Below are 13,037 nucleotides of genomic sequence, written 5' to 3' on the forward strand. Positions count from 1 at the left end.
CTATATGTGTAGTTATAATAGCTTTGAATTAAGCATTTTATATTAATGCTTACTCATCGTAAGAAATTAAACTCATAACATCATAATCTTTAATTTTTTCAATACCATTTAAATATTTTAATTCAATAATAAATGCAATACCTACTACGATGCCGCCAAGCTTTTCAACTAATTTAATTGCTGCTTCAATTGTACCGCCAGTAGCTAATAAATCATCTGTGATTAAAACACGTTGTCCTGGTTTAATAGCGTCTTTGTGCATCGTTAAAACGTTTTTACCATATTCTAAGTCATATTCATAACGAATGACTTCACGAGGTAATTTACCTTCTTTTCTCACTGGAGCAAAACCAATGCCCATTGAATAAGCTACAGGACATCCAATAATAAATCCTCTTGCTTCAGGTCCTACAACAATATCCACATCTCGTTCTTTAGCATATTCAACAATTTGATCAGTAGCATAGCCATATGCTTCTCCATTATCCATGATTGTTGTAATATCTTTGAAACTTACACCCGCTTTTGGCCAATCTTCAACCTCTGAAACATATTGCTTTAAATCCATTTATCTATTTCCTCCTATTATTTAGCCCTTTTGATTTTTAATCCATTTTTTAAGTTGTGAGAAGTCTTCATATAGTAGAAATTGCTCAACTTCAATTCTTGCTTGTCTAGCTTGATAAATGCGACTTGATTCAATCGCTTGTTTATTTGGATTATTGTTTATTTTAATTATACCATTTTCATCAGTAATAAAGCCTAAATCAAGAAACACTTTCAACATAAATTTAAGTATATTCGGTTTTATTCTTAAATACTGGCATAATTGCATACCTTCTTGAACTAAATTCATTTCTTGTTTATTTAATAATGCTTTATAGCAATTTTTAAATAATGTTGCATTAGGCATGCCTTCGAAATAAATTGACTGACTATGTTGTAAGATTAAATATAATTGCGAATATGTTAAACCATGTAAACTTTGTTGAACACTTTCAAGATTTGGCGGTAAATCACGAAATACAATTATATCATGAGTTGTGTCTATCTCCTCACCATAAAAATAATAATTGTCATCTAATTTTTCCTTTTTAGGATGAATGACAAACGCATACTGATGATTACTAGGATCTATATCTAATTGTTTACGTTTACTTCTATAATCTAGTATTTGTTCATCATTGGTTGCTAAATCTTGAATAATAAGTTGTGGTGATTGATTACCATTCCATTCATTAATTTGTAAATGGCCTAACAAACTAATAGGTTGTCCAATTTCGAGCTGAGTAGCGAGTTGCCCATTTTTCCAGAAAAGATTTTGCAATTGTTGTTCGCCAGCGACTAATTTTAAATGCGCTTTGTCTTTACCAATTGCTTTAACATTTGTTACATCTATATCATCAATTTCAAACAATGGTTTTTCAAAATCTGTACCAAATGGACTTAGTTTTTGGATATCATTAATATTGCCAACCGTAATATCTTTTTCTTCGAGTTTTACAGTAACATGTTTGGTCGGTTCTAGCGATGTATGTTCTGTCAACTTCGCCATCCATGCATTTAAACCTTGCTCTAATGGTTCAATGTTATCAATTTCCATTGTCATGCCTGCAGCCATGTGATGACCACCAAATTTAGTAATTAAGTCTTGATGGGCACTTAATATTTCAAACATCGACACTTGTTCAATACTTCTCGCTGATCCTTTTGCATGATTTTGTTCTAAATCTATATTTAAAATCAGAGTTGGTAATGAATAAGTTTCAACGATTTTAGAAGCTACTATTCCCAATACGCCTTCGTGCCAATCTTCTTTAGCTAGTAATAAAAATTGATGGCCAGCGTTCACTTTTTCTTCAGCCATAACTAATGCTTCTTCAGTAATTTGAGCAACAATATCTTTACGCTCAATATTGAAATGTTCAACTTGTTCAGCTAAAAACTCGGCCTCTTCCTCATCTTCTGACATAAGCAGCTCTGCTGCCAGTGAGGCGTCTTCAAGACGACCTACTGCATTTAGCCTTGGTCCGATAATAAAACCAATTGTTTCTTCATTTATCGTGTCATTAAAGCCAGCTTGATTTAATAATGCTTTAATTTGAGGTGGACAATGCTCATTTAAGTGAGCCAATCCGTTTTTTACGATGGTACGATTCTCATCTGTTAAGGAAACTAAATCAGCTATTGTTCCTATAGCAGCTAAACTCTCAAAATAATTAGGTGGATTGTCTAATAGTAATTGAGATAGTTTAAAAGCTACGCCAGCACCACATAAATAATGAAACGGATAATCGAATTCTGGATGCATAGGATGCACGATAGCATAGGCCTCTGGAAGTGTACGACCAATTTCATGATGGTCTGTAACAATCACATCTACACCTAATTCCTGCATCATTTTTATTTCGTTATGACCTTGTATCCCATTATCTACAGTAATAATAAGTGAAACACCTTCATCATAAGCATTTCTAAAAGCAAGTTCATTTGGACCATAACCTTCAGTAAAACGGTTAGGAATATACCATCCTACTTCAGCCCCTAGCATTCTCAAAGTATTGACGAGAATGGTAGTAGAAGTAACACCGTCAGCATCATAATCTCCATACACTAATATACGCTCATTTTTATCAATCGCTTGATTAATTCTTTCGATTGCTTTATCCATGTCACTTAATAAGCGCGGATCATGACTAATCGTTGTTCCAGATAATAAAGCTTTAATATCACTGTCTTTAGTGATAGCTTTACTTTCCAATACTTTTTTTATAATAGGTGTTAATCGATGTGCTTTAGCTACATCATCTGCGATATATTCAGTTGGAGGTTCATAAAGCCATTTATATTTAGATTTAATCATACAACTATCCTTCCTTTTTCCAAGAGCCATTATACCTAAAATTATATTAAATAAAAAGTAACATCATCCTAAATAAGTATAACTAAATTATTTAAAAATAAGAAAAGAACTACTGATAAACCAAAGTTTATCAATAGTTCTTATATATAAATTATTAAACTAAGATTTTTTCATCATTAGATTTTTTCTCTTTATACACTACAAGTTTTCCATTTTCAGATTTCTTCAATTGACGTTTCTTCATAATGCCCCAAAGAGGAACAGCAATAAAGACTGAAGAGAACACACCTGAAATTAAACCAATAAGTAGTGCAAGTGAGAAGTTAAATAGACTTGCTGCACCAAAGATTAATATTGCAACTACAACCACCACAACAGTTAATACTGTATTAATTGAACGAGTCATAGTTTGTCTGATTGAACGGTTAACAATATCGTCAATTTGTTCAGGATCAGTAATCACTTTAATCTTATGCAAGTTTTCCCTTACACGGTCAAACGTAACAATCGTATCGTTAATTGAATAACCTACAATTGTTAAAACAGCAGCAATGAATGTAATATCCACTTCTAATCTGAATAAACTAAATAACGCAACAATGATAAATACATCGTGAAGTAAAGCTAATATAGATGAAAGACCCATTCTCCATTCGAATCTTAATGATACATAAATAATGATACCAATAGCTGCAAAGATAAGAGCTTTCATAGCATTTTTAGCTAACTCTTGACCAATCATTGGTGACACAGTATTTACAGTTGGTTTATGACCATATTCATCATTCATTTTCTCATTTACTTTAATCACTTCATTTTTAGATAAGTCTTTTTTGAATTGAACGGTAGCTTGTTTATTGCCTTCACCGTTAATTTGAACTTGGTCTGGCGTTAAGCCTATATCTTTAACAGAACGTTCAACTTGTGCTTGTGTCAATTTAGAATCAGAATTGATATCTACACGTGTACCTGCTGAGAAATCAATACCTAAGTTTAATTTGAAAATACTTAAAATAATAATTCCTGCTACTAAGATAAGTATACTTAAACTAATTAATGGTTTAGCTAATTTAACAAAATTCCATTTTTCAAATGACGTTTTTAAATCATGTACATCTACGCCTTCATTAATATCATGACGGTCTTTCTTATTAACACCAAATAACCAATATTTCTTTTTGAAATAATTAGATGATACAAGTAATGAAAGTAACCATCTTGATAAGAATACTGCCGTTACGAAGATCATTAAAATACCTAATAACAACATTGTAGCGAAACCTTTAACTGAACTTTCACCGAAGAGGAATAATACACCGGCTGCAATCACAGTTGTTAAGTTTGAGTCAAAGATAGTTAAAAATGAACTTTTGTTTGCCTTACTATAGGCTTGTTTAAGCGTTCGACCAATCCTCAATTCATCTTTTATCCGTTCATACATAATGATGTTTGCATCGACCGCCATACCTACACCAAGCACTAAGGCAGCTAAACCTGGGAGTGTAAGTACCCCAGAAATAAAGTTAAATGCTACTAAAGTTGAATAGATATAAACAGTTAATGCGATAATCGCAACTAAACCTGGTAATCTGTAGAAACCTACCATAAATAAGTAAATGATAGCAATACCAATTGCAGATGCAAATATTGTTTTATCAAGTGCATCTTGACCAAATTGAGCACCTACAGAATTTGAATAAATTTCTTTTAAATCAACTGGTAATGACCCAGCGTTAAGTAATTCTGCAATTTGCTTAGCTCTTTCCACGCCTTCTTGACCATGGAAACCACCAGAAATTTCTACGCTGTCTGAATTAATAGGTTGATTAACAGAAGCGGCTGAAACGTATTTACGTTTATTCTCAGGCTTCTCTAATTCTTTGTGATAGCTATCACCTTTTTTGTAATCTAACCAAACCACCATCATGTTTTCTTGTTTCTTAGAAATTTCTTCCGTTACTTTTTTAAATTTAGCACGGTCTTTTAATTTAAAAGTAACAGCTGGTTCATTCGTACCTTGTTTAAATTCTTGTTTAGCTGAACCTTGTACAATGTCTTTACCAGTTAATTTAACTTTATCATCTGCATCGCGAATGGTTAAATTAGCTTGAGAAGACAAGATTTTTCGAGCTTCGTCAGGATCTTTAACACCAGCTAACTGAACTCTGATACGGTCAGGATCCTCTACTTGAATATGTGGCTCAGACACACCCAACACGTTAACACGATTTTCTAACGTACGAGCAGTCGATTGTAAAGCATTGTCATCAATCTTTTTACCACCTTCAAGTGGTTTAACTTGGTAAAGCACCTCGAAACCACCCTGTAAATCAAGACCGAGATTTACATTTTTAACTACTTTCTTATATGTAAGTCCCATTCCCACAAAGAGGAGGACTACAATTAATAAAAAAGCAATTATCCTACTAATTTTTTTCACATGAACACCTCATTGTTAACTTATGTAATTAGAATAATCTTTTAATTAACCACGTGCAAGTTAATAAACGATTACATTGTTATAACATGACTTAACTATATTAACATAACACAACATTTAGTGAAATTCAGACCCATGTCCATTCTTTTAAATTTAAAAATGTAGCATTACTTTCCTAATTATATTTTTAACTTATACTAAGATGATTTATTTATTATTTCTTTTAAAAAATAGATTCCACAACGTAGTTATATGACACCTGAGGGTTTAAGGTTTATTGATAAACTTGAGTGCTTACACACTTAAGTAAGTAGTTCTAAGATAGATAACGAAGTATAGTTATGGAGACTCCTAGTGGAAAAGAAAGAGCCTCAAGACTACAGGCTTGAGCCTTTCCCACCGGAAAGCGCAACAACTTAAACAAGTGAATATCTACCTTAGAACTACTTTACAAGACCAAGGCTCGATCCAGCCCTTAGGCAAGCATCACAACAGAATGAGTAAATGTTCATCTAAGAATTTCTTTACAGGACTATAGGCTTGAGCCTTTCCCACTGGAAAGCGCAACAACTTAAACGAGTGAATGTCTATCTTAGAGCACCTTTGATAAAAACATACACAAAAAATGCCCACAAAGTTTTTAACTTCGTGGGCAATCCAAGTATCAAAGTATAACTACTTTTCAACTTATATAAATTATGAAGGGTCTACTTGTTTAATGGCTGGTTTTTCAAAAGTCATTTCTGTACCATGACCATTTACAGTAATTACTACAGTAGTTTCATCTACAGCTTTTACTGTACCTTTTAAACCACCAATTGTAGTGATACGTTGACCTGCTTCAATTCGACTAATCATTTCACGATGCTCTTTCGCACGTTTTTGTTGAGGTCGAATTAAAAAGAAATAAAACACAATAATTAAAATTATTGGCAAAATCAATGCTGAAACGTTCATTATGTTTTCTCCTTACTAAAAGTTTTTAGGGTTCTCTACATTAAGTCCATATTGTTCGAAGAATTCTTCTTTGAAGTCTAATAATCTATCTTCTCTAATGGCCTGTCTAATATCTTCCATTAATTTTAGCAGAAAATGTAAATTATGAATAGTAGTAAGACGGATACCAAAAGTTTCCTCAGCTTTAATTAAATGTCTAATATAAGCACGTGTATAATTCTTACATGTATAGCAATCACAATTTTCATCAAGTGGTCTGAAATCTTCTGCAAATTTAGCATTTTTAATAACTAATCTTCCATTAGAAGTCATACAAGTACCATTTCGGGCAATACGCGTTGGTAATACACAGTCAAACATATCCATACCACGAATACTACATTCGATTAATGCATCTGGAGATCCAACGCCCATTAAATAACGTGGTTTATCTTCAGGCATATATTGAACAGTATGTTCTACCATTTCATACATTACAGGTTTCGGTTCACCTACTGATAAACCACCAATCGCATATCCAGGGAAATCAAGTTCAACAAGTTCTTTAGCACTTTGTTCTCTTAAATCTTTGTACTCTCCACCTTGGATAATTCCAAATAACGCTTGATCTTCAGGACGTTTATGCGCTTTAAGACAGCGCTCTGCCCATCTTGTAGTACGTTCAATAGAATCTTTAACATATTTATATTCAGATGGCATAGGTGGACATTCATCGAACGCCATCATAATATCTGAACCTAAATCATTTTGAATTTCCATTGATTTCTCAGGGCTTAAGAATAATTTAGAACCATTCGTATGGTGTCTGAATTCAACACCCTCTTCTGAAATTTTTCTTAAATTACTTAAACTAAATACTTGGAAACCACCTGAATCAGTAAGAATCGGGCCATCCCAATTCATGAACTTATGCAAGCCCCCAGCTTGTTTGATGATATCATTTCCAGGTTGCAACCACAAATGATATGTGTTTCCTAATATAATTTGAGCCTCAATTTGTCTCAATTCTTCAGGACTCATTGTTTTAACTGTGGCTTTTGTTCCAACTGGCATAAACATCGGTGTTTCAAAAGAGCCATGTGGAGTATGAACAATGCCTAAACGTGCACCGGATTGTTTACAAGTTTTAATATGTTCATAAGTAACTGCTGGCATATTAATACCTCTCATTCATTAAATAATTAACATTGCATCACCAAAGCTAAAGAATCTATATTCTAATTCCACAGCTTTATTATATGCATTTAAAATATTTTTCTTACTACTAAATGCTGATACAAGCATGACTAGCGTTGATTTAGGTAGATGGAAGTTAGTAATTAAACCATCTATTGCTTTATATTCGAAACCAGGATAAATAAATATATCAGTCCAACCACTTACTGCTACAAATCGATCGTAATCACGACGGATTGTTTCTAAAGTTCTAGTAGATGTAGTGCCTACTGAAATAATACGATGTCCTTTAGCTTTAGTTTCATTTAATAAATCAGCTGTCTCTTGTGTCATTTGATAGTATTCACTATGCATTTCATGATCGTCAATATTTTCTACACTTACGGGTCTAAATGTACCTAATCCTACATGTAAGGTAATAAAAGCAATATTAACACCTTTTGCTTTTATCTTTTCTAATAAATCATCAGTGAAATGTAAGCCCGCAGTCGGGGCAGCGGCAGAGCCACTTTCTCTTGCATAAACTGTTTGATAACGATCAGGATCATCTAAGCGTTCTTTGATGTATGGTGGTAATGGCATTTCACCTAATTCATTTAAACGTTCTTCTAAAATACCATCATAGTGCAAGCGCATAATGCGTCCGCCTTGATCTAATTCTTTAATACACTCAGCGACAATTTTACCCTCACCGAAAGATAATTTATTTCCGACTTTAATTCGTTTGGCTGGTTTTAATAACACTTCCCAATCATTATCTTCAATACGCGTAAGCATTAACATTTCTACTTTAGCACCAGTTTCCTCTTTGAGCCCAAATAAACGAGCTGGCATGACACGCGTATCATTTAAAACAAGTGTATCTCCCGCTTCAAAGTAATCAATGACATCTGTAAAATGTTTATGTTCCATTTCTCCAGATTCGCGCCCTAGTACTAATAAACGACTATGGTCTCTATCTTTTAATGGCGTTTGAGCAATTAACGATTCCGGCAAGTGATAATCAAATTCCTCAACATTCATTTAAATTCCCTCATTCTTTTATATTTTTAAAATGTTCATACGCAAACGCCGTAGCTTTTCTTCCTCTAGGCGTACGTTCAATAAATCCTTTTTGTATTAAAAATGGCTCATAAACATCTTCAATAGTTATACGTTCTTCACCAATGGATACTGCAATCGTATCAAGACCTACAGGGCCACCATTATATTGATTGATAATACAGTTCATCATTTTATGATCGATATAATCTAAACCTTCATCATCCACTTGTAACAATTGTAATGCTTGTTTCGTAGTTTCAATATAAATTTGTTCATCCTCATTAACTTGTTGGAAATCTCTGACCCTTTTCAAAAGACGATTAGCAACACGAGGTGTCCCACGAGAGCGTTTAGCTAATTCGATTGCACTTTCATCATCAATCTTTGTTCCTAAAACATCTGCAGTACGTATAATAATTTCTTTTAAATCATTCTCATTATAATATTCTAGTCTGAGATGAACGCCGAAACGATCTCTTAAAGGACCAGTTAAACTTCCTGCACGTGTAGTAGCACCTACTAAAGTAAATGGAGGTAAATCAATACGTATACTACGTGCTTCATCACCTTTACCAATAATAATATCTAAGAAGAAATCTTCCATAGCAGAATATAACACTTCTTCAACAACACTACTTAAACGATGAATTTCATCAATAAATAACACATCGCCTGGTTGTAAACCTGATAATATAGCTGCTAAGTCTCCAGGTCTCTCTAATGAAGGTCCTGAAACAGTTCGAATGTTAACTTCCATTTCATTAGCAATAATATTAGATAAAGTAGTTTTACCTAGTCCTGGGGGACCAAATAACAACACGTGATCAAGCGGTTCTTCACGTAATTTAGCTGCTTTTATAAAGACTTCTAAATTACTTTTAATAGAAGATTGGCCAATATATTGTTTTAATCTTGTTGGTCTTAATGAATATTCAAACGATGACTCATCATTGTGTAAAGATTGATCAACCATTCTATCATCCATATTTATCTCCCCCAGTTATTTAAAGTTTATTGTACAAGTTTAATTAATTATTTAGATTATGACACTAACGTTTTTAAACCTATCTTAACCGCTTCATCCACGGATTCTATATTTTCTTTATTAAGCACTTTTTCAACTTTCGCTAATTCTCTCTTAGAATAACCTAAAGCCTCAAGCGCTAATAAAGCTTCTTTAATAACATTTTCATTTACTGATGCTTGACCATCAATTTGGAATAAAGTTTCACTTGTTTCTTCAGTGATTTGAACTTTACCTTTTAAATCCAACACAATTTGTCGTGCCGTTTTCTTTCCAATACCAGGAAATTTAGTTAGATATGCATCGTTTTCATTTTCAATAGCACGTTTGACTTCATTTGGCGTACTCGTAGCCAAAATAGCTAAGGCTGATTTAGGTCCTATGCCCGTTACCTTAATCAAACTTAAAAACATATCTTTTTCTTCTTCACTAATAAAGCCATATAATAATTGGGCATCTTCTCTAACGATTAATGAAGTATAGATAGTCGCTTCTTGGTTTAAATATTTTTGAAAACGATAAGAATTAGGTGTTTGTATTTCATATCCAATTCCACTCGTTGTTTCAATGACAACATGTGTAGGAAATAGTTGTGTTAATTGTCCTTTAATATACGCGTACATATATGACCTTCCTTACATACTCATACTGATGAGTTCTACTTTAGAAACATGTTCAATCTCTCGTAGTGCGATAATAATTTCATCGATTGATTTCGCAGTATCTTTCGCACTTAATGACAATGTGATAGTAGCCTTATCTTCCATTGGCACACTTTGATGAATAGTGAGAACAGATAATTCTAATTTAGAAACTGTATTTAATACTTGTGCAAGCATACCTACAATATCATTCACATATAAGATAAGCGTAAATTCACGATGTTCAAGCATTTTCTCATCTACTGGAAAGATAGTTTCTCGGTATTTATAAAATGCACTTCGTGATAAATCAAATCTTTTTACTGCTTCAAAAATGGACAAATTCGGATTATTTTTTAAAGCATCTTTAATTTTTAAAGTTTTCACAACAGATTCTGGTAACACATCTTCGCGTATTAAATAAAACTTTTTATAATCTTTATTGTCCACTTAAAGCACTCCTATTCTATAAATTCAAACTCTCCACCCAAGATTCTAACAATATCGCCATTGCTACATCCACGTTCTCTTAAGGCATCATCTATACCCATTGAACGCATTTGTCTTGCAAATCGTCTTACGGCTGGATCACTGTTAAAGTCTGTCATCTTGAACATACGTTCAATTGCATTACCACTTACTACATAAGCACCATCATCGTCTCTAGTAATAGTAAATTTATCTTGAGAAGGTGTATGTTTGTAAAGAACACGGTTAATACCTGCATCCTCGTCTTCTTCTACACTGAAGTCAATATCTTTAACTTCTTCTAATTTATCAGCAATTGTGTATAATAATTGATCAATATTATCTCTAGTAATAGTAGAAACAGGAACAATCGTTACGTCTTCTCCTACTTCTTCTTTGAAAAGCGCTAAATTATCTTCCGCTTCAGGTATATCCATTTTATTAGCTACAATAATTTGAGGTCTATCTTCTAACCTCTGCTTATAATTAACTAATTCTTTATTAATGATTTGGTAATCATCATAAGGATCGCGACCTTCTGAGCCACTCATATCTATCATGTGAACAATTACTTTCGTACGTTCTACATGTCTTAAAAATTGGTGACCTAAGCCAACGCCGTCAGAAGCACCTTCAATTAAACCAGGTAAATCAGCCATTACAAAACTTCTACTATCTGGAGTAGAAACCACGCCTAAATTAGGCTTAATTGTAGTAAAATGATAAGCACCAATTTTCGGTTTAGCTTTAGAGACGATTGATAATAACGTTGATTTACCGACACTTGGGAAACCAACTAAACCAACATCCGCTAATAATTTAAGTTCTAACGTAACATCTAATTCTTCCCCTGGTTCGCCATTTTCACTGAAATCTGGCGCTGGGTTTCTAGGTGTTGCGAAACGTGAATTTCCACGTCCACCTCTACCACCTTTAGCAATAACTGCTCTTTGTCCGTCTTCAACTAAGTCTGCTAAAACTTCATCAGTGTCTACACTTTTAATAATTGTACCAGGTGGCACTTTTAAGACTAAGTCTTCAGCATTTTTACCATGCATATTACTACTTTGTCCATTTTCACCTTTTTTCGCTTTAAAGTGACGTTGATATCTGAAGTCTAGTAACGTTCTTAATCCTTCATCTACTTCAAATACTACAGAAGCACCTTTGCCTCCATCGCCACCTGCTGGGCCACCAAAAGGTACATATTTCTCTCTACGATATGCTGTGATACCATTACCTCCATCACCAGCTTTAAGAGATATTTTAACTTGATCGACAAACATATATCTCACCTCTTTTACTTTTAATTCATCAATGACAATATTATATCATTAAGTATAAAATTTATATAAATAAACAAATTGTATTTTAAACAAAATAAAACACCAGAAGTATTCACTTCTGGTGTTAACTAGACAAAATTATTCAGCAACTGCGTATACAGAAACTTGTTTTTTGTCGCGACCTTTACGTTCGAAACGAACTACGCCGTCGATTTTAGCGAATAATGTATCATCGCCACCACGACCTACATTTTCACCAGGATAAATTTTAGTACCACGTTGACGATATAAGATTGAACCGCCAGTAACGTATTGACCGTCAGCACGTTTAGCACCTAAACGTTTTGATTCAGAGTCACGTCCGTTTTTTGTAGAACTTACCCCTTTTTTAGATGCGAAGAATTGTAAGTTTAATTTTAACATCGGGATACACCTCACTTGTAATTTAATCTGATATTTTCATTATATTCATCTTCAATAGTTTGTAAAGAAACTAACATCGCTTGAAGGATGAGTTGTGCTTGTTCATTATTTGTATCTACACTTCTAATATGAAAATGACCACCGTCATCATCGTAATCAATGTCAGGCTTTTCCGAAGTTAAACCTAAGATAGCATTAACGCTACCAAACAACACTGCTGAAGCACCTGCACAAACAATGTCATGACCATATTCGCCATGATTAGCATGTCCATCCATTATAACATCTGTTACCTTACCATCTTCATTTATTGAAACATCAACAGTAATCATAAGGATTAAGCGTTGATTTTATCAATAGTTAATTTAGTATAAGGTTGGCGATGTCCTTTTTTACGTTTAGAGTCTTTACGACGTTTATAAGTGAAAACAGTAATTTTTTTACCGCGTCCTTGTTTATTAACTGTAGCAGTTACAGTAGCACCTTCAACTGTTGGCGCACCAACTTTAACTGAATCGCCACCTACAAATAAAACTTTATCAAATGTAAATGAATCACCTTCATTAACATCTAATTTTTCAACGAAGATTTCTTGACCTTCTTCTACTTTAATTTGTTTACCGCCTGTTTCGATAATAGCAAACATACTTTGCACCTCCTATATTATAAGTCACGCCATATACAGGTGACTTGTTAAATAAGTACTTAAACCTGT

At 33.4% G+C, this 13,037-nt stretch carries 13 protein-coding genes and 1 other annotated feature (1 of these 14 cut by a window edge); all 13 genes read right to left on the reverse strand.

What is annotated here, in order from left to right; translation table 11 throughout:
* Positions 1-49: 49 nt before the first annotated feature.
* Positions 50-568, reverse strand: coding sequence for an adenine phosphoribosyltransferase (locus LIX58_RS11245; protein WP_154837509.1), 519 nt, complete (start codon positions 566-568; stop codon positions 50-52).
* Between the two features lie 21 nt (positions 569-589).
* Positions 590-2,863: a single-stranded-DNA-specific exonuclease RecJ gene (recJ, locus tag LIX58_RS11250; RefSeq protein WP_154837507.1), complete on the reverse strand. Its 2,274-nt coding sequence runs from the start codon at positions 2,861-2,863 to the stop codon at positions 590-592.
* Positions 2,864-3,017: 154 nt separating this feature from the next.
* Positions 3,018-5,303 carry a protein translocase subunit SecDF gene (secDF, locus tag LIX58_RS11255; RefSeq protein WP_226386332.1) on the reverse strand — a complete coding sequence of 762 codons (2,286 nt, stop codon included), beginning with the start codon at positions 5,301-5,303 and terminating at the stop codon, positions 3,018-3,020.
* Between the two features lie 696 nt (positions 5,304-5,999).
* The gene (gene yajC, locus LIX58_RS11260) at positions 6,000-6,260 is read right to left on the reverse strand and encodes a preprotein translocase subunit YajC (RefSeq protein WP_103166575.1); all 261 of its coding nucleotides are present in this window, start codon (positions 6,258-6,260) and stop codon (positions 6,000-6,002) included.
* 15 nt (positions 6,261-6,275) lie between these two features.
* A complete protein-coding gene (gene tgt / locus LIX58_RS11265) occupies positions 6,276-7,415 on the reverse strand; it encodes a tRNA guanosine(34) transglycosylase Tgt (protein ID WP_126567042.1) in 1,140 nt (379 codons plus the stop codon).
* An 18-nt stretch (positions 7,416-7,433) separates the two neighbouring features.
* Positions 7,434-8,459 carry a tRNA preQ1(34) S-adenosylmethionine ribosyltransferase-isomerase QueA gene (queA, locus tag LIX58_RS11270; RefSeq protein WP_126567043.1) on the reverse strand — a complete coding sequence of 342 codons (1,026 nt, stop codon included), beginning with the start codon at positions 8,457-8,459 and terminating at the stop codon, positions 7,434-7,436.
* A 10-nt stretch (positions 8,460-8,469) separates the two neighbouring features.
* Positions 8,470-9,465, reverse strand: coding sequence for a Holliday junction branch migration DNA helicase RuvB (gene ruvB / locus LIX58_RS11275; RefSeq protein ID WP_103328454.1), 996 nt, complete (start codon positions 9,463-9,465; stop codon positions 8,470-8,472).
* A gap of 56 nt (positions 9,466-9,521) precedes the next feature.
* Positions 9,522-10,127, reverse strand: a complete 606-nt coding sequence (gene ruvA, locus LIX58_RS11280; protein ID WP_126567044.1) for a Holliday junction branch migration protein RuvA — start codon at positions 10,125-10,127, stop codon at positions 9,522-9,524.
* 12 nt (positions 10,128-10,139) lie between these two features.
* Positions 10,140-10,595, reverse strand: a complete 456-nt coding sequence (locus LIX58_RS11285; RefSeq protein WP_126567045.1) for an ACT domain-containing protein — start codon at positions 10,593-10,595, stop codon at positions 10,140-10,142.
* Positions 10,596-10,606: 11 nt separating this feature from the next.
* On the reverse strand, positions 10,607-11,899 hold the full coding sequence (obgE, locus tag LIX58_RS11290; RefSeq protein WP_126567046.1) for a GTPase ObgE: 1,293 nt from the start codon (positions 11,897-11,899) through the stop codon (positions 10,607-10,609).
* A gap of 138 nt (positions 11,900-12,037) precedes the next feature.
* Positions 12,038-12,322: a 50S ribosomal protein L27 gene (gene rpmA, locus LIX58_RS11295; protein ID WP_011275573.1), complete on the reverse strand. Its 285-nt coding sequence runs from the start codon at positions 12,320-12,322 to the stop codon at positions 12,038-12,040.
* A gap of 11 nt (positions 12,323-12,333) precedes the next feature.
* Positions 12,334-12,654 carry a ribosomal-processing cysteine protease Prp gene (locus tag LIX58_RS11300; protein WP_103298261.1) on the reverse strand — a complete coding sequence of 107 codons (321 nt, stop codon included), beginning with the start codon at positions 12,652-12,654 and terminating at the stop codon, positions 12,334-12,336.
* A 5-nt stretch (positions 12,655-12,659) separates the two neighbouring features.
* Positions 12,660-12,968, reverse strand: a complete 309-nt coding sequence (gene rplU, locus LIX58_RS11305; RefSeq protein ID WP_002448968.1) for a 50S ribosomal protein L21 — start codon at positions 12,966-12,968, stop codon at positions 12,660-12,662.
* A 12-nt stretch (positions 12,969-12,980) separates the two neighbouring features.
* Positions 12,981-13,037: a sequence feature (ribosomal protein L21 leader region), on the reverse strand; it runs 22 nt beyond the window's last position.

Origin of the sequence: Staphylococcus sp. Marseille-Q1834 (assembly GCF_916858875.1) — a bacterium.
Lineage (GTDB): Bacteria > Bacillota > Bacilli > Staphylococcales > Staphylococcaceae > Staphylococcus > Staphylococcus pragensis.

Excerpts from the sequence above, each read along its gene's own strand:
- LIX58_RS11245 (WP_154837509.1), bottom strand. The coding sequence starts at position 568 with ATGGATTTAAAGCAATATGTTTCAGAGGTTGAAGATTGGCCAAAAGCG.
- recJ (WP_154837507.1), bottom strand. The coding sequence starts at position 2,863 with ATGATTAAATCTAAATATAAATGGCTTTATGAACCTCCAACTGAATAT.
- yajC (WP_103166575.1), bottom strand. The coding sequence starts at position 6,260 with ATGAACGTTTCAGCATTGATTTTGCCAATAATTTTAATTATTGTGTTT.
- tgt (WP_126567042.1), bottom strand. The coding sequence starts at position 7,415 with ATGCCAGCAGTTACTTATGAACATATTAAAACTTGTAAACAATCCGGT.
- queA (WP_126567043.1), bottom strand. The coding sequence starts at position 8,459 with ATGAATGTTGAGGAATTTGATTATCACTTGCCGGAATCGTTAATTGCT.
- ruvB (WP_103328454.1), bottom strand. The coding sequence starts at position 9,465 with ATGGATGATAGAATGGTTGATCAATCTTTACACAATGATGAGTCATCG.
- ruvA (WP_126567044.1), bottom strand. The coding sequence starts at position 10,127 with ATGTACGCGTATATTAAAGGACAATTAACACAACTATTTCCTACACAT.
- obgE (WP_126567046.1), bottom strand. The coding sequence starts at position 11,899 with ATGTTTGTCGATCAAGTTAAAATATCTCTTAAAGCTGGTGATGGAGGT.
- rpmA (WP_011275573.1), bottom strand. The coding sequence starts at position 12,322 with ATGTTAAAATTAAACTTACAATTCTTCGCATCTAAAAAAGGGGTAAGT.
- LIX58_RS11300 (WP_103298261.1), bottom strand. The coding sequence starts at position 12,654 with ATGATTACTGTTGATGTTTCAATAAATGAAGATGGTAAGGTAACAGAT.
- rplU (WP_002448968.1), bottom strand. The coding sequence starts at position 12,968 with ATGTTTGCTATTATCGAAACAGGCGGTAAACAAATTAAAGTAGAAGAA.